Source organism: Halorubrum trapanicum (genome assembly GCF_017873555.1).
Taxonomy (GTDB): Archaea; Halobacteriota; Halobacteria; order Halobacteriales; family Haloferacaceae; genus Halorubrum; species Halorubrum trapanicum.
Genome location: NZ_JAGGKE010000007.1, coordinates 14,501 through 39,390, shown reverse-complemented (window position 1 = coordinate 39,390; position 24,890 = coordinate 14,501). Strand labels below are relative to the sequence as shown.

The window sequence follows — 24,890 nt, the reverse complement described above, 5'->3', positions numbered from 1 at the left end:
GCGTCGCCGTCATCACTCCACCCGGATCCGGTCGAGCGCGTCGTCGACGACGTCGGCGCCGTCCGTCCCGCCCGACTCGGTTCGGATCCGATGCGAGAGCACGGTCGGCGCCTCCGCCTGAACGTCGTCGGGGATCACGTAGCCGCGGCCGGCGAGCGCGGCGCGGGCCTGCGACGCCCGGATCAGCGCGAGGCTCCCGCGCGGACTCGCCCCGAGCTTCGCGTTCCGACGGGTGTACACCGCGAGCCGGGCCACGTACTCCCGGACCGCCTCCGAGGCCTCGATCTCGCCGACGATCGCCCTCGCGCGCCGCACGTCGGCGATCGTCGCGACCGGCTCCACCGCGTCGATCGGGTGGTCGCCGGCGAGCCGCCCGAGGATCGCCGCCTCCTCCTCGGTGTCCGGGTAGCCGAGCCGGATCTTCTTCGTGAAGCGGTCGACCTCGGCGACGGGTAGCTCGTACGTCTGTCCCGGCTCCACGTCGTTCTGGGTCGCGATCACGCAGAACGGGTCCGGCAGGTCGCGGGTCGTCCCGTCGGTGGTCACCTGGTTCTCCTCCATCGCCTCCAACAGCGCCGACTGCGTCTTCGGCGGGGCGCGGTTGATCTCGTCGCCCAGCACGACGTTCGCGAACACCGGGCCGGGCTGGAAGTCGAACTCGTCCGTCCGGCGGTTGAACACGTTGACGCCGGTGACGTCGGACGGGAGGAGATCGGGGGTGAACTGGACGCGCTTGAACGAGCCGTCGATCGAGCGCGCGACCGACTTCGCGAGCGTCGTCTTCCCGACGCCCGGCACGTCCTCGACGAGGAGGTGGCCGCGCGCCAACACGGTGACGAGGACGTGTTCGACCGCGTCGCGCTTGCCCACGATCACGTCCTCGACCTCGCTCACGATCCGGTCCGCGAGCGCGGCGACGTCCGCGGGGGTCTCGGGTTCGACCGCCGCGCCGACACCGGCCGCCGCGCCGGCGGTCTCCGCATTGCCGTCGGTCGATTCAGCGGGACCCGTTCCGACCGGTCCGGACTCCCCGGGTTCCGTCATGGCCGGTCGGTCTCGTCCGGGTCGGTTCCCCGTCCGGATACGACCGTGCGAATGCTCCCCGTGATCATCGATATATCCAGAGTAAGGCGAGGAACGGCATATGCGTTCCGCCGGCCGAATACGGCGAGATACGGAGAGATACCGAGCGATCACGAGACATCTGGACCACTCTGGATCCGACCTAAATGACCGGAGGAGCGCGCCCGTTGACGGCCGAGACCGGCTCGACTACGACTCCCTGACGTTTCGGCCGACCGGATCGCCGAACGACGCCGCGCCCGTCGCCGGGTCGCGCTCGTAGACGACCTCGCCGCGGACGAGCGTGACCTCCGGGAAGACGCCGCGGAGGCCCTCGAAGGGGGTCCACGCGGGGGCGCTGTGGAGCGCCGCGGCCTCGATCTCCCGCGGGTCGGCCGTGTCGACGAGGACGAGGTCGGCGTCGCGCCCCTCGGCGACCCGTCCCTTCCGGTCGAGTCCGAACGTCTCGGCCGGGTTCGCGGCGACGACGTCGCGGACGCGTTCGAGCGACAGCTCCCCCTTCCGGACCGATTCGAGGAGGAGGGGGTACAGCGTCTCGACGCCCGGGACACCGCTCGGCGCGTCGACCAGCCCCGTCCGCTTCTCTTCGACCGTGTGCGGCGCGTGGTCGGTCGCGACCACGTCGACGTCGCCCTCGGCGAGCCGCGCGAACAGCGCCTCGCGGCGCGACTCGGAGCGGAGCGGCGGGTTCATCCGTCCGAACGTCCCCAGCGACCGCGCCCGCTCGCGCGAGAGGTACAGGTGGTGGGGCGTCACCTCGCAGGTGACGCGGGGCGCCGCGTCGGTCCCGGCTCCGTCGCCGTCGCTTTCCCCCGCTCCGTCCTCGCGGGCCTCGACGACGGCGTCGACCGCCTCCGGCGTCGAGGTGTGCGCGACGTGAACTCGCGCGTCGCGGTCGGCCGCCGCCGCGAGCGCGCGCTCGACGGCGGCGATCTCCGCGTCGGCCGTCCGGTAGGCGGACCACGCGTCCGCGGTCGCGGCCGTGCCGCTCCCGCCGAGGTCGCCGTCGAGCGCCGACTCGTCGAACAGCGTCGCGTCCTCGGCGTGGACGGTGACCGGAACGTCGCGGGCCGCGGCCGCGTCGAGCGCGTCCGCGAACAGGTCCCCGTCGATCCCCATGTCGCCGGTCGAGTCCGCGAGGAACACCTCGCCGAGCGCGAACAGCGGGCGCTCGAAGAGGCTCTCCGGGTCCCAGTCGGGCGTCACGCCGCCGTTGATCCCGTAGTCGACGAGCGAGTCGGCCGCGAGCGCGGCCTTCCCGTCGAAGGCGTCGCCGTCGACGGTCGGCGGCGAGGTGTTCGGCTGGTCGACGACGGTCGTCACGCCGCCCGCGGCCGCGCTCTTCGACCCGGAGGTCCACGTCTCCTTGTGGCTCCCGCCCGGCTCGCGGAAGTGGACGTGGACGTCGACCGCGCCCGGTAGGAGGTGTCTGCCGCGGGCCTCGAGGACGCGCTCGCCGGCGTCGGCGCCGAGTCCCTCGGCGACCGCGTCGATCCGTCCGTCGTCGCCGATACGCACGTCTCGCACCCGGCCGTCGGCCAGCGTCGCGCCCGTGATGAGCATCGTTGTCGGCCGGTCGCGGCGCGCGGGATAAACGCTGGTGGTTCCCGGCCGCGGAGCGGCGGGACGGCGACCGCGTCCGCCGACGAACCGCCGCGGGCCACCACAAGACGTTTGCCGCCCGCGGCGCCTCCTCTTCCGCATGGCTCTCGCCCTCCTTCCGCCTCCGGCTTCGGTCTCCCTCCTCGCGATTTCCGCGGTCGCGGACTCGGTCGTCGGGTGGCTGTGGACGCTCGCGCTGCTCCTCTTCCCCGGACTCGTCGCCGCGGGGCTGTGCGTGCCGTTCCTCGCGACGCGCTGCCGGGCGCTGTTCCGCGCGCTCCCCCCGGCGGGACGCGTTCTGCCCTCGTACATCGGCGTCTCGATCGGTCTCTCGGTCCCGTACATCGTCGGCGTCGTACTGACGGTCGCGTTCGCCGCCGAGGCGGGTCCCGCCTGGAGCGAGGGGTTCCTCACCACGGCGCTGTTCGGCGGGGTCCTCGTCGGCTTCGTCGCCCCGGCGGTCGCCGTCGCCGGCCTCCCGCGGCTCGGGGTCGACTGGGACCCGACCGGATACGGCTACTCGACGTGGATCCTCCTCGTCGCCGCCGGCCTGTGGTACGCGGTCGTCGCCGCGGTGCCGCTCGTCGCGCTCGCCGTCGGGATGGCGTTACCGGGCGGCTACTGACGATCCGGTCGTTGGCCATCGGTTTATAAATGAACGCGCGGAGCGGTGGCGCGTGCCGACGAGCGGCCGATAGGCCGCGAGTCGCACGCGCGAGGGACGCCGCGAACGCCCGGAGGGCGTGAGCGGCGAGGTTGGGGAGGCGTGAGGTGCGGTCGCCGTGCGGTGCGGGGCGGGACTCAAAGGGGCAGTCGCGAGGCGGGCGTAGACGACGTAAGCACCGCAGGGAGCGAACGAAGTGAGCGACCGAGGAGCGCAACGAGTGTACGCCCGCCTCGCGACTGGGGCTTTGGCGGTGTTCTCGGCCGAGACACGTTCGACTATTTATAAGCGAGCGGCTGGGGCTTTGGCAGTGTTCGTCGCCGATTGTCGAGTGCTAATTAAAAAGAGACAGTGTGAGACGCTACCGACGCTCCGATACGGTTTTGGGTCGCCCCGCGGAACTCTCGACAAATGCTGTCTCGACAGTTCGTCCGGGAGAACCCCGAGGTCGTCCGCGAGGCGCTCGAAAACAAGGGCGTCGACGTGGACCTCGACCGGATACTCGACGTCGACGAGGAGTGGCGGGAGCTGAAACAGCGCGGCGACGACTTACGGCACGAGCGCAACGAGGTCTCCTCGAAGATCGGCGAGCTGAAGGCGGCCGGCGAGGAGGCGGAGGCCCAAGCGGCGATCGAGCGCTCGCAGGAGCTCAAATCGGAGCTTCAGGAGATCGAGGACCGGGCCGACGAGCTGGAGACCGAACTGGAGGCGTCGCTGCTGGAACTCCCGCAGATCCCGCAGGACTCCGTGCCGGTCGGCGAGGACGAGTCGGAGAACGTCGAGCGGCGCCGCGAGGGGTTCGACGACCTCCGGGACCTCCCGGCCGACGTGGAGCCGCACTACGACCTGGGTGAGGAGCTCGAGATCCTCGACTTCGAGCGCGGCGCGAAGGTCGCCGGAGGCGGGTTCTACGTCGCGAAGGGCGACGGCGCGCGCCTCGAACACGCGCTGATCCAGTTCATGCTTGACGTGCACCGCGAGCAGGGGTACGAGGACGTGTTCCCGCCGATCCCGGTCAACTCCGCGTCGATGCGCGGCACCGGGCAGCTGCCGAAGTTCACCGAGGACGCCTACCGGGTGGAAGGGTCGAACGAGGACGAGTACGACGACGACGACCTCTGGCTGCTCCCGACCGCGGAGGTGCCCGTCACGAACCTCCACCGCGACGAGATCCTGCTCGGCGAGGATCTCCCGCTGAAGTACCAGGCGTACACGCCGAACTTCCGGCAGGAGGCGGGCGAGCACGGCACCGAGACGCGCGGGATCGTCCGCGTCCACCAGTTCAACAAGGTGGAGATGGTGAACTTCGTCCGGCCCGAGGAGAGCGACGATCGCTTCGAGGGGCTGGTCGACGAGGCCGAGGAGGTGCTTCGCCGACTCGAACTCCCCTACCGCATCTTAGAGATGTGTACCGGCGACCTCGGGTTCACGCAGGCGAAGAAGTACGATGTCGAGGTGTGGGCGCCCGCCGACGACATGGACGCGGGTCCCGAGCGGGGCGGCCGCTGGCTGGAGGTCTCCTCCGTCTCGAACTTCGAGGACTTCCAGGCGCGCCGCGCGGGGATTCGGTACCGCGAGGAACACCACGAGTCCGCGGAGTACCTCCACACCCTGAACGGCTCGGGGCTGGCGGTCCCGCGGATCGTCGTCGCGATCCTGGAGTACTACCAGAACGACGACGGCACGGTCACCGTTCCCGAGGCGCTGCGCCCGTACATGGGCGGCACCGAGGTCATCGAGGGCCACGACGCCGTCGGCGAGTCGAAGCTCGGCGGGGAGTGACATCCACCCACGGCTGAAGCCGTGGGCTCCCTCCTTGCTTATCGGTAGGAGCGAGCGCGTAAAATCGATTGCTTATAAATCTGCGAACTCGTCAGCGAGCGACTCGCTGCCGTCGAGCAGTTCCTTCGAGGTGCGAACGGCCTCCGCGTCCTGTCGACCGACAGATTCGGCGAGCGCGTCGAAGCCGATGGTGTCGCTGAGGTACAGGCTAACGACCATCTCGCGTGCGTGTTCTTCTGTTCCCATCTCGTTTATCTCTCACTGAAACGCGTTTGTGTCTCCTGTGGGGTAGTGACCGATCCCGCTAGACCGCCGCGAACGCCGCTACTGGTTCTCCAACGCGTCGAGGATACACGCGGCCGCGATCACGGCCTCCTTCGGCACGTCGCTCGCGTCGTCGACGGTGACCGTGTAGGCGTCCCGCATCGAGAACTCCCCCTCGATGTCGCCGACGTGGCCGCCGTCGGCGTCGAATATCTCGTACTTGTTCGGAATCAGGTTCGCGGCGCCGACGAGGTGACGGAGCGCCGACAGCAGCTTGTTCTTCGACTGAATCGTCGCCAGCGCCTCGCCGGTCTCGGGGTCGCGGACCGTCCAGTTCTCGACGAACAGCGAGTAGTCCTCGTCCAGCACGACGACCTCCTCGTCGGTGCCCGCGTCGACGATGGCGTAGTTGCCGCCGATGTCCATGATGCCGCCGGCCTTCACCGAGAAGGCGTCCTCGTCGTCGCCGGTGACGAACGGGAACTCCTCTTTCAGCTTGAACATCTTCTGTTTCCCGCGGAGGACGACGTTGCCGGCGCCGTCGCGGACGGTGTACTTGTTCCGCACCATCGACTGTTTGACCTCGTAGCGGTCGTCGCTGAGGTCGACGGTCGAGATGTCGTACTCGCTCGACTCGGCGTCGGACGTGGAGGGAAACGGCATGGACGCGACGACGGCGAGCGGTCAAAAAAGGCTTCTGTTCGCCGTTGCGGCGAAGCTCAGGGCGTCAGTCGGTCGACCGAGAGCCACTCCACGTCGGCGTCGAGGGGCGCGTCGGCGTCGCCCGGGTGGTCGTCCTCGACCCCGGTCAGCGCGAAGGCCATCTCCTTGCGGACGCCGCCCGCGAGCCGCACGTCGAGCGAGAGTTCGCGCGGCGAGAACTCGTGGGCCGGTCCCACCACGCGCACGAGATGCTCGGAGTGCGGCAGGTCATCGACCGTCTCCACGTCGAGGTACGTCCGGAAGTCGGCGCCGAACTTGAAGCCGGTCTTCGGCACCGCGTCGGCCGCGCGGAGGCGCTTGTAAACCGCGAGCCGGCGGTCGAACCGCTCGCCCTCCACGTCGCGGCCGCGGGCGACGATCCGGGCGGCGGCGTCGCCGGAGTCCGCGTCGGTCGGGTCGGCGGGGTCGCTCGCTTCTCCGTCGTCGTCCCCTCCGGCGGTCCCGACGGACGCCGACAGCGACAGCCGGCCGTCGGCGGCCAGCGACGCGGCCTCGACGAGAGAGAGCTGGAGCGCGCCCTCGACGTCGGCCGCTCGTCCGGTGAGCGGCTGCCCGTAGAAGCCGCGCTCGTAGAGGTCTTCGGGGGCGTCCCAGACGACGACGCGGTCGGCGAGGAGGACGCCCGCGAGCGACTCCGGCGGCTCGTAGTCGGTCGCACCCTCGATTCCGCCGCTCTCGGCCGCGAAGTAGGTGATGTCGGACTCCTCGTCGACGACCGCGAGGGTGCGCCCGGCGAGTCCCGCGGCCGCGACGGACTCGCGCTCGCCGACGACCTGGATCGGGTACTTCACGTTCCCCGTGTCGGGCGTCTCGCCGCGCTCGTAGGCGACGAAGTCGACCGCGTCGCTCGGTGCGTCGCCCCCGCCCGGCCACGGCTCGCGGGCGGGCGAGAGGTAGAAGCCGCGGTCGCGGAGGTCGGAGTAGACGAGGAAGCGCACCGCGAAGCGGTCGGCCGCCGCGGCGCTCGCGACGAAGAAGCGCTCGAAGCCGACCGGATCCGACCCGTCCTCCAGTTCGATCCCGGAGAGGTCGCCGCGGAACAGCAGGTGGGCGGCCTCGACCCGCGAGAGCGCGATCTCGTTCCCGTCGAGCGGGCGCCCGTACCCCCGGGCGTCGTAGAAGCGCTGGCGGGCGTCCCCGCCGACGCGGACCGCGTCGCCCCGCAGGTGTCCCGTCGGTTGCATACGCGTCAGGCCGGGCGGCCGAGGGAAGGCGGTTGCGGTCGGTGGTCGTGGGGTGCGGTCGTCAGCCGAGCGGTTCGGGTCCGAAACCCCGGGGCGTCCCCTCGTCCGGCGCCCCTGACAGACGCCGCCACCGACGCCCGCGACCGGGGAGACCGACCCGTCTCAGCCGTCGCGTTCGCTCACAAGAAGAGGGAGAGACCGCCGTGTACGACTACGAAGAAGAGTACGACCGCGATGGTCCCGAGCGGGGAGTACGTCCAGAGCGCCGAGAAGTCGCCGATGTACCGCCTGTTTCGAGCGGAACGGAAGGACGCTCCGAGATCGAAGAGAAAGTACGACGCCGTCAGCAGCACGGACAGGTCGACGAACAGTTCGGCCCACGCTCGTCCCCCAACGGCGAGCAAGATGCCAACGGCCGCGGCGACACCGACGGCCTGTCCGACCAGCCCTCCGGCGGTGTACAGGTCGACGTGCTTCGTCCGCGCGGCCTCCGCGTCGTACCCGGCGTATATCTCGCCGTATCGCGGCTGTTCCCGCGGTCTGATCCAGTCTTCCTCGTCACGCAACGCCACGTGCTGCGGGAAGTCGAGAAGGACGACCTTGATCTTCGAAGCCGGAATCCCGGCGACCCATCGTCCGACGCCGTAGTGACCGAACTCGTGGAAAGCCACGACGAGCCCGTACACGAACACGGAGGCAGCGACGTTCAGTACGGACTCGGTCATTGAGCGGAAGTGAAATCAAATGAAAATAAAAGCTGTGAATCGGTCTCACACGCCGCGACGGGGCGCCGGCGCTGTCCGGCCGGACAAGCGTAAAGAGCCGCCGGCGAGAACGTGGCGTATGAACGACACCGCAGGGCTCCGGCTCACGGTGCGTGCCGCCGAGAAGCGGGACGCGGGCCGGGGCATTGCTAGGCTCCCCGAGTCGGCTCGCAAGCGGCTCGCCCTCCTCAGCGGCGACACGGTCGAGGTGCGCGGCGAGCGCACCGCCGTCGCGAAGGTGTGGCCGGGCGGCCCAGACGCCGCCGAGGGCTCCGTCCTCATCGACGCCGACACCCGCGCGAACGCCGGCGTGAAGGTCGGCGACACCGTGACGATCGCCCCCGTCGACGTCTCCGACGCCGACCGCGTGACGCTGGCCGCGCCCGGCCGCCTCGCCGAGGTCGACGTGAGCCGCGAAGTGGTCGAGCGCGCGCTCTCGCGCGAGCTGCGCGACCGCCCCGTCACCGAGGGCGAGGCCGTCCACGTCGAGCGGCTCGGCGGCCTCCGGTTCGTCGTCGCCCGGACGGCCCCCTCGGGGACCGTCCGAATCACCGCCTCGACCGACGTGTCGGTCGAGTACGAGGACGATGCCGAGTCCGCGGGCGACCGGGCCGACGTACCGACCCGGAGCACGGACGACCGCGCCGGGGGGCCGACCGGCTCCGGGACGGCTCCGCCGGGAGACGACGCCGAACCGAAGGCCGGCGGATCGCCGCCCGCGGAGCACACCGCTGGCGCGACCTACGAGGACATCGGCGGTCTCGACGAGGAGCTGGAGCTGGTCCGCGAGACGATCGAACTCCCCCTCTCCGAGCCGGAGGTGTTCACCCGGCTCGGCGTCGACCCGCCGAAGGGCGTCCTGCTCCACGGGCCGCCGGGGACCGGGAAGACGCTCATCGCCCGCGCCGTCGCCAACGAGGTCGACGCGACGTTCATCACCGTCGACGGCCCGGAGATCATGTCGAAGTACAAAGGGGAGTCGGAAGAGCGGCTCCGCGAGGTGTTCGAGCGCGCGAGCGACGACGCCCCGGCGATCGTCTTCTTCGACGAGATCGACTCGATCGCGGGCAAGCGCGACGACGGCGGCGACGTGGAGAACCGCGTCGTCGGCCAGCTGCTCTCGCTGATGGACGGGCTGGACGCCCGCGGCGATGTGATCGTCATCGGCGCGACGAACCGCGTCGACACCATCGATCCGGCGCTCCGGCGGGGCGGGCGCTTCGACCGCGAGATCGAGATCGGCGTCCCCGGCGAGGCCGGCCGCCGCCAGATCCTCGACGTCCATACGCGCCGGATGCCGCTGGCCGACGACGTGGACCTCGACCGGATCGCGAGCCGCACCCACGGGTTCGTCGGCGCCGACATCGAGGGGCTGGCACAGGAGGCGGCGATGACGGCGCTGCGCCGCGCCCGGCAGGACGACGCGGCCGCCCTCGACGACGTGACGGTCACGAAAGGGGACTTCGAGGCCGCCCACGCGAACGTCGAGCCGAGCGCGATGCGCGAGTACGTCGCCGAGCAGCCGACGACCGACTTCGCCGACGTCGGCGGTCTCGACGACGCGAAAGCGGAGCTGGAACGCGCCGTGACGTGGCCGTTATCGTACGGCCCCCTGTTCGACGCGGCGGGCGCCGACCCCCCGACCGGCGTCCTCCTCCACGGCCCGCCCGGGACCGGGAAGACGCTGCTCGCGCGCGCCATCGCCGGCGAGAGCGGCGTGAACTACATCCAAGTCGCCGGCCCCGAACTCCTTGACCGGTACGTCGGCGAGTCGGAGAAGGCGGTCCGCGAGCTGTTCGACCGCGCCCGACAGGCGGCGCCCGCTATCATCTTCTTCGACGAGATCGACGCGGTCGCGACCGACCGCGACGCGGCCGGCGGCGACGGCTCCGGCGTCGGCGAGCGGGTGGTCTCGCAGCTCCTGACCGAACTCGACCGCGCCAGCGACAACCCGAACCTCGTCGTCCTCGCGGCGACCAACCGGCGGGACGCGCTCGACCCGGCGCTGCTCCGCCCGGGTCGCCTGGAGACCCACGTCGAGGTGCCGGAGCCGGACCGCGAGGCGCGTCGCAAGGTCCTCGAGGTCCACACGCGCGAGAAGCCCCTGGTCGACGAGGTCGACCTGGAACGGATCGCCGACGAGACGGAGGGGTACTCCGGCGCCGAGATCGCGGCCCTGTCGCGGGCGGCCGCGATGCGCGCCATCGAGCGCGTCGCCGACGAACACGGGGAGGCCGCCAACGACCACGCCGACGAGGTCGGGATCACCGGCGCGGACTTCGACGCGGCGCTCGAATCGGTCCGGCCCGAGACCGTCTGAGGGCGGCGAAGCGGCGACTCCGTCGGTCCGCTCAGTCCTCGTCGGTAGTCGCGGTTTCGTCGTCCTCCGGGGAACCGTGCGCGTGCGCCTCGCCGAGGGCGCCGGCGCCGAACTCGTCGACGGGCGTGACGCTGTAATCCACCGTGAGCGTGTCCTTCGTCGCGCGGACCTTCCCCACGAATGTCGAGATTTCCTCTAAGCCGCCCTCCAGCACGAACAGCTCCATACAGTACTGCGAGCCGACGTGGCTGTGGAAGTTCGAGGCGACGATCCCCTCGTGTTCGTGTCGCAGCCGCATCATCCGCTCCTCGACGCTCGTCGTCTCGTAGTTGAAAAGCACCGTCACCACGGCCATCAGCGCCCGGTCCTCCAGTTTGGCGTCCTCGAACTCGCCGAGGAGGTTCCGGGAGGCCTCGCGAATCACTTCGCTGCGCCCGGTGTACCCGTGTTCGTCGGAGAACTGGTCGATCCGTTCGAGTAACTCCTCCGGCATGGACACGCTGACGACGGTCATGTATTAACTCACGCCGACGGAGTTGTTAATCCTTGAGGTCCGGGTCGCCGCGCTCGGGTCCTCGCTCGGACCCGTCGCCTCCCGCATCGCCTCTCCCGGCGTCGTCCCCCTCGATCCGGTCGCCGAGCCACGCGTAGTGGTCGAGCAGTGCGGTCTCGCCCGCCTCGGTGAGCGCGTACACGTCGGCGATCCCCTCGGTCCGGCGGTGGAGGTGGCCGGACTCGACGAGCGCGGAGAGGGTGCCGTAGAAAGAGCCGGGGTCGATCCGCTCGTCGTAGTGCGATTCGAGCCGGCTCTTCGCCGACTGCGCGCGCAGCTCGCCGTGCTCGTACAGCAGCGCGCAGAGGTCGCGGCGCCGGCCGCTGTGGAACCACTTCGTCATGGATCGCGAGTCGCTCCGGGAAGGGATAAATCGCTCACGACGCGTCGACCGCGCCGCCGGAATCGACGCGTACGCCGCCGCGGCGGTCGGCGTCGTCCCCGTCGCCGCCAACCAGTTCGTCGAGGCGCTCGACGCGCCGGTCGCCGAGGACGCACCGGCCGCGGTCGTCGTGGCCGACGCGCTCGACGTGGACCGCGTCGAGTCCGGCGTTCCAGGCGGCCGCCACGTCGCTCTCGCCGTCGCCGACGTAGTAGCCCCGGTGTCGGCCCGGATCGACGCCGAGTTCGCCCATCGCGGTCTCGATCGGATCGGGGTCGGGCTTCCATCCCGTCTCGTCGGTACAGCAGACGACCGCGTCGAATCGACCGCCGAGGTCGACGTGGTCGAGAACCGGCTCCGCGAGGAACTCCTGACAGTGGGTGACGAGTCCGGTCGGTCCGCCGACCTCGCTCACGCGGTTGAGCAGGCGCGCGGCGTCGTCGTGGAGGTACGTCGCCTCCGCGCGGGCGACCGGGTCCTCCACGGCGTGGAACGCCGGCCAGAACGCGTCGGGGTCGACGCCGATCTCGCGGAGGGTCTCGCCGCGCGCGCCGCCGAGTCCGTGCCAGAGGACGTACGCCTCTCGGTCCGAGAACTCGCGGCCCAGCCGGTCGCCGACGCGGTCGAACACCGCTCGGGTGTACTCCCACTCGGCGTCGACGAGGGTGCCGTCGAGGTCGAACAGGTGGAAATCGTAGTCGGCGACGGCCATGGATCGACTCGTACGCCGGGGACCGGCAAGTGCGTTGCGGGTTCGAGCGAGGCGGTCGTCCCGCTCCGAGGTCTTCCGCTCCGAGGTCTTCCGCTCCGAGGTCTTCCGCTCCGAAGCCTCTCGCTCAGCCCCGGACGTGGACCGACGACCCGAGGTACTTGCGGAGGACCTCGTCGACGGAGTCGGCGTTGAACCGGCCGAGATCCGCGGCGATCGCGGCCTTCAGCGCGTCGAGGTACGCCTCGTCGGTGCGGAGTTCGCGGAAGTCGGCGGCGACGACCTCGACGCTCGCGGCGTTCGCGACGCCCAACCGCGCTTCCGCCAGTCGCCGGAAGGCCGGCTCGTCGCCGACCTCGCCGCGCCACAGTCGGTCGCGGAAGAAGAGCCACCCGTCGGTTCCGGGTTCGCTCGCGGGAATCTCCATCGTCGTCTCGAACCGGTCGGGGTCGACGGCGGCGGCCGGCGGATCGAGGCGGAGGGCGACGCGGAACACGTATGCGGCCTCCATGCCTCGGGGGTCGAGCGATCGATCCATAAAGGTATACCGCTCGGGGGCGTGGTCTCCGGCCATGTGGCAGCGACTCCGCGACCTCGTCGGGCGCGCGTACCGGCGGCACCTCCGCCGCGAGATCGACGACGTCCCCGACCACGTCGCCGTCATTCAGGACGGGAACCGTCGGTACGCCCGCGAGCGCGGCGACGACGCCCCCGAGGGCCACCGCGCCGGCGCCGACACCACCGAGCGCGTCCTCGACTGGTGCGCCGACCTGGGCGTCTCGGAGCTCACCCTCTACGCCTTCTCCACCGAGAACTTCGAGCGCCCGGACGAGGAGCTGAAGCCCCTCTTCGACCTGTTGGAGCACAAGCTCCGGGAGTTCGCCGACGCCGACCGCGTCCACGATCAGGGCGTGCGCGTCCGGGCCATCGGCGACGTCCCTCGGCTCCCGCCGCGCGTCCACGACGCGGTCGAGTACGCGGAGCGGCGCACCGCCGACAACGACCGGTTCACGCTCAACGTCGCGCTGGCGTACGGCGGCCGGACCGAACTGCTCGACGCCGCGCGCGCCATCGCCCGCGACGTGGACGCCGGCGAGATAGCGCCGGGGGACGTCGACGTCGAGACGGTCGAGTCCCGCCTGTACGACCGGCCGATCCGCGACGTGGACCTGATCGTCCGCACCGGCGGCGACGAGCGGACCTCGAACTTCCTCCCGTGGCACGCCAACGGGAACGAGGCGGCCGTCTACTTCTGTGCGCCGTACTGGCCGGAGTTCTCCGAGGCCGACTTCCTGCGCGCGATCCGCACCTACGAGTCGCGGGAGGAGTCGTGGCAGCGCGCCCGGGCGGAGCGCGCCGCCGCGCTGGTGCGCGCGCTCGCCGAGGTCGAGTTCGCCGAGGCCCGCGCCGCCGCCTCGCGGCTCCGGGAGCGCGTCCCGCGGCTCGACGGCAGCGACCTCTCCGACGACGCGCTCGGCCTCGCCGAGGGCGACGCGGCCAACCCGGTCGACGCCGACGCGGCCGGTCCGATCGACGGCGACTCGCAGGACTCGCCGGGAGCCGACTAAGCGGCGCCCGGCGCGATCCCGCCCTCGTTCCGCGTCAGCAGGTACAGCGCGAACGAGGAGAGCCAGTGCGACCCCGCGTAGTCGTCGGTGAGCACGTCCGCGGCCCCTGCCTCGGCGTGGCGGCGCGCCGCGGTCTCCAGCGGCTCCCGAAGCCGGGCCGCCGCCGGTCCCTCTCGGTCGGCCAGCGCGTCGGCCAGCCCCGCGAGACACCACGCGCGGGAGACGTTGAGTCCGATCAGGTGCATCGCGGCGCCGTCGCCCTCGTCCGGCTCGACGTCGACGGGCGAGCACAGCGCGTCGTGCGGCGGGGCGGCCAGGTCCGGGAGGAACTCGTCGAGCCACGCCGCGAACGCGTCGGGGCCGAGGACGCGTCGCACGAGGTCGGCCTCGGTCAGCGCGGGCGAGAGGAAGTCCCAGCCGACCGGCTCCGCGCCGACGACCGCGGCGGTGTCGTCCGCGTAGCGGCGGCGCGCCGTCGCCTCGGTCTCCGCTTCGAGGTCGGCGTCGCCGACGACCCGCGCGTAGTCGAGGACGCCGGCGAGCGCGAACGCGGTGTTGCCGTGGGTGCCGACGCGCTGCGGGCGGTCGACGTCGAGGAACGACTCGCGGGTCCCGCGTCGGACCCGCGCTTCGAGCGGGCGGAGCGTCTCGCGCCACGCGTCGGCGCGCGGGTCGTCCCAGAGGTGAAGCTCGGCGGCGAGGCGCAGCAGCCACGACCAGCCGTACGGCTCCTCGAAACCGGGGTTCTCGTCGAGGTAGTCGACCTCGCGAGCGACGTTCTCGGGGGTCAGCCGCCCGTCGATGCTCGCCGCAATTTCGGACTCGTCCGGGTGGTCCGTGGCGAGGCGCAGCGCGCGCACGAGCCCCCAGTGGCTGTGGACCGCGGAGTGCCAGTCGAAACAGCCGTAGAAGACGGGGTGGTCCTCGGCGGGACGCGGCGGCGCCTCCGGTCCCTCCACGACTCCCTGATAGTGCGGGTACTCGGTCTCGACCCCGTCGAGCGGGTGGGCGGCCAGCGCCGTCGCGACCGCGTCGTCGAGCGCGTCGGCCCGTCCGTCGCGGAGCGCGTCCGGAGAGATCTCCTCGAAGGCGTTCACGGCTGGTGGTCGGCGGGACGCCTGTTCAATCGGTCGGTCGTGTGCGGTACGGTGGCACGCGGAACCGGTTCGCGCGTCGCTACGCGGTCGGGCCGCTCACGCCGGGTTCTTCCGGGTCAGGTCGCTCCCGCAGATCGGACACCGCTCTTTGTTCTCGTCGAAGGTGCGGTTGCAGCCGACGCACTGGAAGCGCCACTCCCGCTCCTCGGAGATGCCGTCGCGGGCGATGGCCTCGACCGGGAGGTCGAGCCGCTCGGCGACGTTCTGCATCGCGTAGTCGTCGGTGACGAGCGTCGCGTGAAGCTCCAGCGCGGTCGCGATCAGCCGGATGTCGGTGTCGGACAGCTCCGCGGCGTCGCCCGACCCCTTCGCGGCCCGGCGGACCCGGTCGACCGCCTCCGGCGCCGGCACGTGGACGGTCATCCCGGAGCCTTCCATCGCGTCGAAGCGGAGGGCCACCTCGCCGGTCAGCTCGTCGTGGACCGCCGGGATGGAGACCACGTCCTCGTCTGTCGTGTACTCGTGGATGAACGCGGACGAGTCGAGGACCTGCATCAGCGGGCGACGACGATGTAGTCTTTCACCGCCTGCACGTTCGCAACCGGTACTCGGAGCCGCCCCATCTCGTCGACCTCGAAGTCGACGCGTTCGGGCCGCAGCTGTTCGTGCGGGCTGACCAGCAGGTGGTTCAGCTCGCCGGACTCGAGGTTCATCGTGATGTTGTAGAGGTCCCCGAGCTCCGTGCCGTCGGCGCTCATCACCGCCTTCCCGGAGAGGTTCTCCGCGAGGATGTCGACCATACCCTCACGGTTCCGGGCGACGGTATTAAACGCCACGGGCCGTCGGACGGGCGACGGACGAACGAGCGCGTCGCACTGCGGCCGGACGAACGCGTCGCACCGCGGCCGGACGAACGCGTCGCACCGCGGCCGGACCAACGCACCGAACGGTCCGGTTCCGTCGTCCCGGTTCGTCGCGGCATTTTGAAAGGCTTAACTGACGGCCGGCGGAACGGACGGTATAACCTTCTCGGGGCGATCACATATGACCGACCACACACACGCGGACACCCTGCGAACCCCCATCGTCGCCGTGCTGGGCCACGTCGACCACGGCAAGACGAGCCTGCTCGACACGATCCGCGGCTCCGCCGTCAGCGAGGGCGAGGCCGGTGCGATCACCCAACACATCGGGGCGACGGACATCCCGCTCGACACCATTTCCGGGATGGCGGGCGAGCTCATCGACCCGACCGACTTCGATCTTCCCGGCCTGCTGTTCATCGACACGCCGGGCCACCACTCCTTCTCGACGCTGCGGGCCCGCGGCGGCGCGCTCGCCGACATCGCGGTGCTCGTCGTCGACGTCAACGACGGCTTCCAGCCGCAGACGGAGGAGGCGATAGACATCCTCCGCCGGACGGGGACCCCCTTCGTCGTCGCGGCCAACAAGGTCGACACGACGCCCGGGTGGAACCCGCAGGACGGCGAGCCGATTCAAAAGAGCATGGACGCCCAGTCCGAGCGCGCGAAGTCGATGCTCGACGAGAACCTCTACGAGATCATCGGCCAGCTGTCGGACGCCGGCTTCTCGGCCGATCTCTACTGGCGCGTCCAGGACTTCCAGAAGAACATCGGCGTCGTCCCCCTCTCGGCGCTCACCGGCGAGGGCGTCCCCGACCTGCTCACGGTCCTCATGGGTCTCTCCCAGCGGTTCATGAAAGAGGAGATGGCCATCGACGTCACCGGCCCGGGCGAGGGGACGGTCCTCGAGGTGAAAGACGAGCGCGGCTTCGGCGCCACCGTCGACACCGTCGTCTACGACGGGGTGATCCGCAACGGCGACACCGTCGTCGTCGGCGGCCAAGACGAGCCGATCGTCACCGAGATACGCGCGCTGCTCCGGCCGCGGCCGCTCGCGGAGATCCGCACGGAGAAGGAGTTCGAGAAGGTCGGCGAGATCGGGGCCGCGGCCGGCGTGAAGATCGCCGCGCCCGACCTCGATCGGGCGATGGCGGGCGCGCCGGTCCGGGTCGTCCGCGACCGCACCGTCGACCAGGTCGTCGAGGAAGTGAAGGCCGAACTGGCCGAGATCGAGGTCGAGACGGCCGACAACGGCGTCGTCGTCAAGGCGGACACCCTCGGCTCGCTGGAGGCGATGGCGAACGCGCTCCGCGAGGCCGAGGTCCCCATCCTGCGCGCCGAGGTCGGCGACATCGCGCCGCGCGACATCGCGGTCGCGGAGACCGCGAACCAGGACGAGCACAAGGCGATTCTCGGCTTCAACGTCGACCTCCTCCAGAACGCGGAGTCCGACCTGGAGAACGCGGACGTGAAGCTGTTCAAGAACGAAGTCATCTACCAGCTGGTCGAGGACTACGAGCGCTACGTCGAGGAGAAGCAGCGCGCGCAACAGGAGACGGTGCTGGACAAGGTCGTGCGCCCGGCCCGCTTCCGCATCCTCCCCGACCACACCTTCCGGCAGAACGACCCCGCGGTCGTCGGCGTCGAGGTCATCTCCGGCACCCTCCAGAACAACCGCAACGTCGGCTACTTCGAGGGCAACGAGTTCGAGCGCGTCGGCGGTCTCTCCGGGATTCAAAAGCAGGGCGACGACGTCGACGAGGCGCGCGCCGGCGAGCGCGTCAGCATCGCCATCGACGGGCCGACCGTCGGGCGCGACATCGAGGAGGGCGACACGCTGTGGACCGAGGTGCCCGAGAAGCACGCGAAGATCTTAGAACAGGAGCTGAAAGAGGAGATCACCGCCGACGAGCGCGAGGCGCTCCAAGGGTACCTCGACACGCGCCGGAAGCGCGATCCGTTCTGGGGGAAGTAACGCACCCGGTCGCCGGTCACGCGTACACCAGAATGATCACGGCGACGAACAGCAACTCCCCGCCGACGAGCAGCGCGGCGAGCAGCCACGTCCGGTAGGTCCACAGCCAGTCGCGGGCGTCCGCGAATCGGCTCTCGGTTTCCGCCTCCGACTCGCCGCGGTACGCGGCGTCGACCCGCCAGCCGGTCTCCGGGTCGTACGTCGCCGGGACGCGGGCGCCGACGAGTTCGTCGACGTCGAGCGGCGAGACGCCCGCGGCCTCCAGAAAGTCGAGAAACGCCTCGGACTCCTGAAGCGAGCCGTCCCGGGGCGCGTCGAACCGCTCGGTGTGGGTGGCGTCGCCGTGGGGCGGGCGCATCTCGACGGCGACGCGGTCGCCCGCGGAGCGCACCCGCGTGACGATCAGCGCGTTCTCCTCGTCGTTGAGGTACGCCTCGCGGAGCCGGCGCTTCACCGCCTCGTCGACGCCGGCGTCGAGGTCGTCTGGGAGCGGGTCGGCGTCAGCCTCGGAGGGCGAGGACGCGTCCTCGACCGTCGCCGTCTCGGCGTCGTCCCCGGATCGGTCCGCCATCGATCCGACGTTGACGGCGCGCTCTGATAAGGTCACGGCCGCGATACGTGACTGGTTTCGTTGCGGACGGCCCGCGGGCCGAGCCTGCCGAAGCCCCAGCCGCTCGGCCGTACAGAGGTGACTCTTATAAATCGGCGATCGACACGAACGCCGCCGAAGCCCCAGCCGCGAGGGCGGCGCACGCTCGCTGCGGTCCTCGTCGCTCACTTCGTTCGCTCCTGCGGTCCTTACTTCGCCTGCGCCGCCCTCGCGGCTGCCCCTTCGAGTCCCGCACCGCTCCGCACAGCACCTCACGCCTCCCCAGCCTCGTCAGTCGCCCTCCGCGTTGCTCCGGGCGACTGACTCCCTCGCGCGTGCTGCTCGGCCGCGGGGCGGCCTCGCAGGCACGCGCCACCGCATTCGACCCGCAGCCGCTTACTGGAGCCGGTAGCGTAAGATTGCGGCGATGCCGCCGAGGTTGGCGAGCTGCTCGCCGGGGGCGAACTCCGAGGAGAAGACGACGACGTCGCCGCCCTGCTGTTCGACGGACTCGATCACCTCGTTGACGTCGATGTCCCAGTCGCCGTCGCCCTGCCGCTCGGTGCGGAGCCGCTCGTCGACGACGAGCAGCGTCTCGACCGCCCCGAACTCGGCGGCCTCGGCGGTGTCGTCCGGGCCGTACGTCGCCTTCGCCTCGGTCGCGATGTTCTCCGTCAGTTCGTCGATGAGACTCGCCTCCTTCGAGATCCGCGTCTCCTTCTGGACCTCGTCGACCGCACCGCGCTTGAGCACCTCGTGGACGCCGCGGTCGCCGGCCGCGGAGGTGTCGACGGTGGTGATCCGGTCGGAGAGGTCCCGGTACTCCTCGTCGATGTAGTCGCGCGCGTCCTGCTTGGTGAACCCCGGCCCGGCGAGGATGACGGCGTCGGCGTCGAGATGCGCGAGCGCCTCGCCGAGTTCGGCGAACAGCTCCTCGCGCGGCCGCGAGAACTCGCCTTTCCCTGTCGGCTTCGTGAACGAGGCGTACTCCTCGGTGCCGTACTGCTGGACCGTGTGGACGTAGGCGGCGCCCTCCTCGACGGTCGCGATGGCCACGTCGGGGTTCTCCGCGGCCTCCGTGGCCTCCTCCAGCCGCTCGGTCTGATCCGGCTTGAAGTGCTTCTCGACGGTGATCTCGTCGTGTTCCTCGACGTTGAGCGTGTGGTGGGCGTTGAGCTGGTCCTCTCGCGAGCAGCCGACGATGACCCCGGAGACGCGGAGGCGGTTGGCGAACCGCGCGAACTCCACGTCCTCGACCTCCAGCGTGACGAAGATGTGCTCGCGCTGCCCGCCGGTGTCCCGCATCTGGTCGTCGTTCCGCTGGATCCGTCGGGTGGTGTCGCCCTCGACGAGGTCCCCGGGTTCGAGGACGTGCGCGAGGTGCCAGAGGTCGTCGACGTTCTCGGGGACCAGCGTGAGCCGTTCCCGGCCCTCCTCGCCGTACCCCCGCTCGGAGATTCGCATGTCCGGGCGTTCGCTCGCGGCCGTATCAACTCTTGTCTTCCGCGTCGGCGAGTGCCGGTCCCCACTCGAAGCCACCGGCCGGGTCGCCCCCGCCGATCCCGTCGCTTTCGACGGCGTCTCCCCGGTCGCCGACCGGAAGGCCCCGGCCGACCTGGACCGCGGCCGGCGGCTCGCTCCGCATCGGCCGCCCGCCGTCGCCCGACACGGCGGGGACCGGAGCGTCGTCGCGCGAGCGACCGCTGTCGCGAATCACGTCGGCGTCGCGGACGGTTTCGGGGTCGGAAGTCGCGTCGTACTGCGTCCCGTCCTCCTCCGGACGGCGATCCGCGTCCGCCGCCGGATCCCCCCGCAAGGCGTCGGCCGCACCTCGCCCGTAAAGGCCGTGGGCGACGACGCGGACGGCGAACGCGAGCGCGACCCCGACGACGAGCGGCGTCATGGGCGCCGCGACGGCGTACCCGACCGCGAGCGCCCCGACGGCGAGCGTCCACCCGGTGGCGTACGATCCGGTCGCCGCGACGCCGGCTACCGTCCGCGGATTCAGTCCGTCTCTGAGTCGTCCGGAGGCCGCGAACGCGGCGAGCGCCGCGGGCCGGAGGTACGCGAACGCGAGGAGGTACGCGACCACGAGCGCGACGACGACGCCGGCGGCGACGGCGGCGACGGCGGCCGGCCCGGCCGGTCCGAGGGAGGACTCGGCGGCGGCCGCGACCGACGCCGGATCGACCGGCCCGGCGACGAGCGCGGCGACGACCCCGCCGCCGACCGCGAGACCGCCCGCGAGCGGCGCGAGGAGGGCGACCGAGAGCAACGCGGACTTGAGACCGTCCCTGACCAGCTCCCCCCACGCGACGAGCGACGGCGTGCCGGCCGCGTCGCCGGTCTGGATCGCGTTGCGTATCACCCGGACGAAGTAGCCGCGGGCGACGAGCCACGGCGCGAGCGCGACCGGCGCGGCGACGACGAACGCCGGGCTGACGAAGAGGACGCCGCCGAGCCACAGCGGGGTCAGGATCCACGCGAGCAGGGTCACTAACCCGCCGACGAGGACGACGCCGGCGGCGTCGTCGGTTCGTTTCAGCGACGTCGCGGCCGCGGTGAGCATGTGACCCGACACAGGGACGGGAGCGGCATAAATGGTGCCCGGCCCGAGCGTTTATATCGCTTCGCGGAGTAGCGACAACCGGCCGCGCGGGATACTCGTGTGCCTCTGACAACCCACTTGCGTCCGCCGAACGGCGGTCGCACCCCCGTCCGCGGCTTTCGTCCGACATCCCGTTCCCCTCTCATCGTAGCCGCGTCACCGTCGTGTGCCGGTACCGATTTATCCCGTCCCGCCGACGGATCGGGTATGACCGGCGACGAGCGGACGGCCGACGTGGAGCCGGCGCTCCGCAGCTACGGCGTCAGCGTCGAGTCGATCGACCGCGGCGACCCGTTGGAGCTGACGTACATGACAGCGTTCCCCGGCCGCAAGATCCACCGCGGCGAGATCGGTCGCGCGCTCAACGCGCTCATCGACCGCGCGGAGGCGGACGAGTGGGACCCGGTCCGCGTCGAGGGGACGGTCGTTCGATCGCCCGGCGACGTCCTCGGGACGTGGCGCGTCGAGGCCGAGTGGTTCGAGGCGCTCATCGGCTACGAGATCTCCGAGACGGAGTTCTCCTCTCGGGTGTTAGACACCGTCACCCACGAGACCGAGGGCGCTGCTCGGCCGGACGCCGAAACCGACCCGGAGGCGGACCGGTGACCCGCCGCGACCCAGTTAACCGCGCGCAGCGCCGGCTCGCGCGGCCGGCCCGCGAGCGGTTCGCCACCCGAGCGGTCGCGTTCGACGCCGACGGTGCGACCTGCCGCGGAACGTTGTACCTCCCCGGCGGCGACGCGGACGACCCCCCGGTGGTCGTGATGGCGCCCGGACTCGGCGCGGAGCGCACCTTCGGCTACCCCGCCGTCGCGGAGCGGTTCGCGGACGCGGGCTACGCCGCGCTGCTGTTCGATCACCCGGAGTTCGGCGAGTCGGACGGCGACTCGCAGGCGGTCGAACTCGACCGCCAGCGCGCGGCGTACGCGGCCGCGATCGACCGCGCGAAGCGCGTCGACGCCGTCGGCGACGACCTCGTGTTGTGGGGCGCGTCGCTGTCGGCCGGGCACGTCCTCACGCTCGCCGCGGCGCGCCGCGACGTCGACGCAGTCGTGGGGCTGGTCCCGATGCTCGACGGGCGAGCCATTGCCCTGCGCCGCGGCGGGCGGTACCTCCTCCGCTCCGGCGCCGCGGGCCTCCGCGACCTGCTCGGTCATCGGATCGGTCGCGGCCGCACCGTTCCCATCGTCGGCGGGACGGAGGAGTGCGCGGCGATCTCGGAGCCGGGGACGAAGCGGAAGTACATCGACCTCGTCGACCGCGAGTCGGCGTGGCGCAACGAGACGCCCGCGCGGTCGCTGCTCGGGCTGGTCCGGTACCGACCCGTGACGCGGCTCGCGGAGATCGACGCCCCGACGCTGCTTCTCGCCGGCACCGACGACGCCATCGTCGACGCCGAGTCGGTCGCGGACGCCGGCGAGCGACTCTCGCGCGGCACGGTCGTCTCGATGCCGGCGGACCACTTCTCCGTGCTGGGCGCGGACTTTGAGGGCGCGGTCGGTCACCAGCTGTCGTTCCTGCGCGACGCGCTGGAGTGAGCCGTCGCTCGGAACTCTGCTCCCCGCTACCGCTTAAGTGAGTTCGCAGCACAGTCTCGGACATGACAGCGATCGCAATGTTGAGCGTCGCGCCGGTGATCGAGGGGAGCATGGCCGAGGAGGTCGCGGCGGCCGTAGCCGCGCTCGACGACTTCGACGTGAGCTACGAGACGAACCCGATGGGGACCGTCATCGAGGCCGCCGACGCCGAGACGCTGTTCGCGGCCGCGGCGGCGGCCCACGACGCGGTCGACGGCGACCGCGTCTCGACGGTGCTCAAGATCGACGACAAGCGGACGAGCGACGGGACCGCCGCGGAGAAGGTCGAGGCCGTCGAGGACCACCTCGGTCGGGCGGCGAAGCGGGAGCGCTGACCGGGAGCGCTGACCGGGAGCGACCGGTCGGTCTTGGAACGGTCGCGGTTAGCCCTTGATGTTACAGACGGGGAACGTGCGGGCGACCTTGTCGCCAATTCCCAGCTCGTCGCTGACGCGGATCACCTCGTCGATGTCCTTGTAGACGCCGGGGGCCTCCTCCGCGATGGTGGCCCCGGACTCCGCTTTCACGTAGATCTGCTGGCCGGCTTCGAGGTCGTCCTGGACGTCGCCGCCCCAGAACTCCTGTTTCGCCTGCGTCCGGCTCATCAGGCGGCCGGCCCCGTGGGCGGTCGAGCCGAACGAGACCGACATCGACTCGTCGCCGCCGCGGAGCACGTACGACCCGGCGCCCATGCTGCCGGGGATGATGACGGGCTGCCCCACGTCGCGGTAGGTCTCGGGCACGTCCGCGTTGCCCGCGGGGAACGCCCGCGTCGCGCCCTTGCGGTGGACGTACAGCTCGCGCTCCGCGCGGTCGACCGCCTCGTCGCCGACGGCGGGGCGTCCCTCGGCGTCGACGCCGACCTCGTGGGTCTCCTTCTTGGCGATGTTGTGCGCCACGTCGTACAGCAGCTCCATCCCGAGGTCCGCTATCGGGTCGGCGTCGAACACCTCGCCGAACGTCTCGCGGGCCTGGTGGGTGATGAGCTGGCGGTTCACCCACGCGAAGTTGATGCACGCGCCCATCGCGCCGTAGTACTCCTCGGCCAGCTCGGAGCCGGCGGGCGCGGCCGCCAGCTCCTTGTCGGGCAGGTCGTCCACGAGGTCCGCGTGTTCCGTCTCGATCCGCCGGAGGTAGTCGTTACACGTCTGGTGGCCCAGCCCCCGGCTCCCGCAGTGGATCAGGACGACGATCCCGCCCTCCGCCACCCCGTACGCCTCGGCCACGTCCTCGCGGAACACGTCGGTGACGCGCTGGACCTCGAGGAAGTGGTTGCCCGAGCCGAGCGACCCCATCTGGTTGCGCCCGCGGTCGGTCGCCTTCTGGGAGACGTACTCCGGGCGTGCGTCGGGGCGCCGGCCCTCGTCCTCGCAGCGCGCGAGGTCGCTCTCGATCCCGTACCCCTCCTCGACCGCCCACTCGACGCCGCGTTCGAGGGCGCCCTCGATGGCGTCCGCGTCGCCGCCGATCACCCCGCCCCCGCCGAGCCCCGATGGGACAGCCTCGAACAGCGCATCGACCAACTCCTCCTCGCGTCCGCGCACGTCGTCGTAGGTGAGGTTCGTCTTCACCATTCGGACGCCGCAGTTGATGTCGTAGCCGATCGCTCCGGGCGAGAGACAGCCCGTTCGCGCGTCGATCGCGCCGACGCCGCCGACGGGGAAGCCGTACCCCTGATGGCCGTCGGGCATACAGAGGGCCGGCTCGACCATCCCGGGGAGGTGGGTCGCGTTTTTTAGCTGCCGGAGCGAGTCGTCCTCGCCGATCTCTTCGAGCAGCGACTCGCTGGCGAGGACCCGCGCGGGGACGTTCATGTCGCCCTCGCGGGGGATCTCCCAGACGTGCTCGCGCACCTTCTCCAGCCGGATCCCGTCGAACTCGCGCGTGGTCATACCCGGCGTTCGGCGCGGGGGGAGAAGGGCGTTGCGTCCCGGCGTTCGGCGCGGGGGGAGGAGGGCGTTGCGTCAGCTGGCGCGGCCACCGTCGGATCTCGTCGGAGGCGATCCCGGCCGCCCCACCGCCACCGGTCACCGGTCGACGGGATCGATCGGGAGCCAGTCGATCGCGCCGTCGGCAAGGGTGAACGCGGCGAAGACCCGCCCGAGGACGAGCCCGTACAGCAGGTGCGCGACCGCGATGACCGCGCCGAACTCGAAGCTGGCCGTCAGCCCCGGCACCGGGAGCGTCGGCACCGGCAGCGACGTGGCGCCCTCGATCGCGATCGCGGCGGGCAACAGCAGGCCGCCGGTGATCACGCCCAACAGCGCGGAGTGGACGACGCCGAGCGAGAGGCACCCGCCCACGTCCCCGCGCAGGTCGGCGAAGAAGGGTCGATCGAAGACGGCGACGAACAGCCCGCCGAAGAGGATGCTGTTGAACAGGTGGACGACCCATCCCGCGGGGACCGTCTCGGTTCGGACCAGCGCGCCGATCGTCGGCATGAGTCCGAGACCGAAGTGTAACACGGCGCCCATCCCCGCGCCGGCGACCAGCCCGCCGACCGCGCCCGCGCGCCAGCGCCGCCCCGCGACCGCCGGTTCGCTCCCGTCGCTCCGCTTTGAGTGTGACATACGTTACCAACGC

General features: G+C 71.2%; 26 protein-coding genes. 8 read left to right on the top strand and 18 right to left on the bottom strand.

Going from position 1 to position 24,890, the window contains the following annotated elements:
- Positions 1-12 precede the first annotated feature (12 nt).
- Both J2744_RS09110 and J2744_RS09105 read right to left on the bottom strand, forming a co-directional pair.
- On the bottom strand, positions 13-1,044 hold the full coding sequence (locus J2744_RS09110) for an AAA family ATPase (protein ID WP_209546994.1): 1,032 nt from the start codon (positions 1,042-1,044) through the stop codon (positions 13-15).
- A gap of 228 nt (positions 1,045-1,272) precedes the next feature.
- Positions 1,273-2,646 carry a dihydroorotase gene (locus J2744_RS09105; protein ID WP_209546991.1) on the bottom strand — a complete coding sequence of 458 codons (1,374 nt, stop codon included), beginning with the start codon at positions 2,644-2,646 and terminating at the stop codon, positions 1,273-1,275.
- 139 nt (positions 2,647-2,785) lie between these two features.
- Here J2744_RS09105 and J2744_RS09100 point away from each other — a divergent pair, with 139 nt between their 5' ends.
- Entirely contained in the window at positions 2,786-3,310 is a 525-nt protein-coding gene (locus J2744_RS09100; RefSeq protein WP_209546988.1) for a hypothetical protein, read from the top strand.
- A gap of 450 nt (positions 3,311-3,760) precedes the next feature.
- The gene (gene serS, locus J2744_RS09095; RefSeq protein WP_209546985.1) at positions 3,761-5,131 is read left to right on the top strand and encodes a serine--tRNA ligase; all 1,371 of its coding nucleotides are present in this window, start codon (positions 3,761-3,763) and stop codon (positions 5,129-5,131) included.
- Between the two features lie 72 nt (positions 5,132-5,203).
- Here the strand turns inward: serS and J2744_RS09090 are convergent, their stop codons facing one another.
- The 4 genes from J2744_RS09090 to J2744_RS09075 all read right to left on the bottom strand — a co-directional run bounded on the left by J2744_RS09090 (position 5,204) and on the right by J2744_RS09075 (position 7,994).
- Complete coding sequence (locus J2744_RS09090) at positions 5,204-5,377, bottom strand: hypothetical protein (RefSeq protein ID WP_209546982.1); 174 nt, start codon at positions 5,375-5,377, stop codon at positions 5,204-5,206.
- Between the two features lie 78 nt (positions 5,378-5,455).
- Positions 5,456-6,058 carry an LURP-one-related/scramblase family protein gene (locus tag J2744_RS09085; protein WP_209546980.1) on the bottom strand — a complete coding sequence of 201 codons (603 nt, stop codon included), beginning with the start codon at positions 6,056-6,058 and terminating at the stop codon, positions 5,456-5,458.
- A 56-nt stretch (positions 6,059-6,114) separates the two neighbouring features.
- Positions 6,115-7,302 carry a tRNA-intron lyase gene (locus J2744_RS09080; protein ID WP_209546978.1) on the bottom strand — a complete coding sequence of 396 codons (1,188 nt, stop codon included), beginning with the start codon at positions 7,300-7,302 and terminating at the stop codon, positions 6,115-6,117.
- A 179-nt stretch (positions 7,303-7,481) separates the two neighbouring features.
- Positions 7,482-7,994, bottom strand: coding sequence for a hypothetical protein (locus J2744_RS09075; protein WP_209546975.1), 513 nt, complete (start codon positions 7,992-7,994; stop codon positions 7,482-7,484).
- 151 nt (positions 7,995-8,145) lie between these two features.
- Here J2744_RS09075 and J2744_RS09070 point away from each other — a divergent pair, with 151 nt between their 5' ends.
- A complete protein-coding gene (locus J2744_RS09070) occupies positions 8,146-10,386 on the top strand; it encodes an AAA family ATPase (protein WP_209546973.1) in 2,241 nt (746 codons plus the stop codon).
- Positions 10,387-10,417: 31 nt separating this feature from the next.
- Here the strand turns inward: J2744_RS09070 and J2744_RS09065 are convergent, their stop codons facing one another.
- From J2744_RS09065 to lwrS, 4 genes are all read right to left on the bottom strand, one after another.
- The gene (locus J2744_RS09065; RefSeq protein ID WP_209546970.1) at positions 10,418-10,900 is read right to left on the bottom strand and encodes a CopG family ribbon-helix-helix protein; all 483 of its coding nucleotides are present in this window, start codon (positions 10,898-10,900) and stop codon (positions 10,418-10,420) included.
- Between the two features lie 25 nt (positions 10,901-10,925).
- Entirely contained in the window at positions 10,926-11,282 is a 357-nt protein-coding gene (locus tag J2744_RS09060) for a PadR family transcriptional regulator (protein WP_209546967.1), read from the bottom strand.
- A 34-nt stretch (positions 11,283-11,316) separates the two neighbouring features.
- Positions 11,317-12,033: an HAD family hydrolase gene (locus J2744_RS09055; protein WP_209546964.1), complete on the bottom strand. Its 717-nt coding sequence runs from the start codon at positions 12,031-12,033 to the stop codon at positions 11,317-11,319.
- Between the two features lie 124 nt (positions 12,034-12,157).
- The gene (gene lwrS, locus J2744_RS09050; protein WP_209546961.1) at positions 12,158-12,541 is read right to left on the bottom strand and encodes an LWR-salt protein; all 384 of its coding nucleotides are present in this window, start codon (positions 12,539-12,541) and stop codon (positions 12,158-12,160) included.
- Between the two features lie 61 nt (positions 12,542-12,602).
- Between lwrS and uppS the strand changes: the two genes are divergently transcribed.
- Complete coding sequence (gene uppS, locus J2744_RS09045) at positions 12,603-13,598, top strand: polyprenyl diphosphate synthase (protein ID WP_209546958.1); 996 nt, start codon at positions 12,603-12,605, stop codon at positions 13,596-13,598.
- Here uppS and J2744_RS09040 read toward each other — a convergent pair.
- The 3 genes from J2744_RS09040 to J2744_RS09030 form a co-directional block, all read right to left on the bottom strand.
- Positions 13,595-14,695, bottom strand: a complete 1,101-nt coding sequence (locus J2744_RS09040; RefSeq protein ID WP_209546955.1) for a DUF2891 domain-containing protein — start codon at positions 14,693-14,695, stop codon at positions 13,595-13,597. The genes uppS and J2744_RS09040 overlap by 4 nt on opposite strands.
- A 96-nt stretch (positions 14,696-14,791) precedes the next feature.
- Positions 14,792-15,250, bottom strand: a complete 459-nt coding sequence (locus J2744_RS09035; protein ID WP_017344245.1) for an NOB1 family endonuclease — start codon at positions 15,248-15,250, stop codon at positions 14,792-14,794.
- Entirely contained in the window at positions 15,250-15,495 is a 246-nt protein-coding gene (locus tag J2744_RS09030) for a PRC-barrel domain-containing protein (RefSeq protein ID WP_092920292.1), read from the bottom strand. The genes J2744_RS09035 and J2744_RS09030 overlap by 1 nt, the downstream gene beginning before the upstream one ends.
- 244 nt (positions 15,496-15,739) lie before the next feature.
- On the opposite strand from J2744_RS09030, the gene infB reads away from it, so the two are divergent.
- On the top strand, positions 15,740-17,533 hold the full coding sequence (infB, locus tag J2744_RS09025; RefSeq protein WP_209546953.1) for a translation initiation factor IF-2: 1,794 nt from the start codon (positions 15,740-15,742) through the stop codon (positions 17,531-17,533).
- A gap of 16 nt (positions 17,534-17,549) precedes the next feature.
- On the opposite strand, the gene J2744_RS09020 is transcribed toward infB, so the two are convergent.
- From J2744_RS09020 to J2744_RS09010, 3 genes are all read right to left on the bottom strand, one after another.
- Positions 17,550-18,104, bottom strand: coding sequence for a hypothetical protein (locus J2744_RS09020; protein ID WP_209546951.1), 555 nt, complete (start codon positions 18,102-18,104; stop codon positions 17,550-17,552).
- 414 nt (positions 18,105-18,518) lie between these two features.
- Positions 18,519-19,586 (bottom strand): mRNA surveillance protein pelota, encoded by a 1,068-nt coding sequence (locus J2744_RS09015; RefSeq protein ID WP_209546949.1) that lies wholly within the window; start codon positions 19,584-19,586, stop codon positions 18,519-18,521.
- A 25-nt stretch (positions 19,587-19,611) separates the two neighbouring features.
- Entirely contained in the window at positions 19,612-20,691 is a 1,080-nt protein-coding gene (locus tag J2744_RS09010; RefSeq protein WP_209546947.1) for a DUF4013 domain-containing protein, read from the bottom strand.
- A 246-nt stretch (positions 20,692-20,937) separates the two neighbouring features.
- On the opposite strand from J2744_RS09010, the gene J2744_RS09005 reads away from it, so the two are divergent.
- The 3 genes from J2744_RS09005 to J2744_RS08995 all read left to right on the top strand — a co-directional run bounded on the left by J2744_RS09005 (position 20,938) and on the right by J2744_RS08995 (position 22,642).
- Positions 20,938-21,336: a hypothetical protein gene (locus J2744_RS09005; protein ID WP_209546945.1), complete on the top strand. Its 399-nt coding sequence runs from the start codon at positions 20,938-20,940 to the stop codon at positions 21,334-21,336.
- Positions 21,333-22,268 carry an alpha/beta hydrolase gene (locus tag J2744_RS09000; RefSeq protein ID WP_209546943.1) on the top strand — a complete coding sequence of 312 codons (936 nt, stop codon included), beginning with the start codon at positions 21,333-21,335 and terminating at the stop codon, positions 22,266-22,268. The genes J2744_RS09005 and J2744_RS09000 overlap by 4 nt, the downstream gene beginning before the upstream one ends.
- Before the next feature lie 62 nt (positions 22,269-22,330).
- Entirely contained in the window at positions 22,331-22,642 is a 312-nt protein-coding gene (locus J2744_RS08995) for a thiamine-binding protein (protein ID WP_209546941.1), read from the top strand.
- 48 nt (positions 22,643-22,690) lie between these two features.
- On the opposite strand, the gene J2744_RS08990 is transcribed toward J2744_RS08995, so the two are convergent.
- Together J2744_RS08990 and J2744_RS08985 are read right to left on the bottom strand one after the other, a co-directional pair.
- A complete protein-coding gene (locus J2744_RS08990; RefSeq protein ID WP_209546939.1) occupies positions 22,691-24,199 on the bottom strand; it encodes an RtcB family protein in 1,509 nt (502 codons plus the stop codon).
- Between the two features lie 135 nt (positions 24,200-24,334).
- Entirely contained in the window at positions 24,335-24,877 is a 543-nt protein-coding gene (locus tag J2744_RS08985; protein ID WP_209546937.1) for a hypothetical protein, read from the bottom strand.
- Positions 24,878-24,890: the final 13 nt, after the last annotated feature.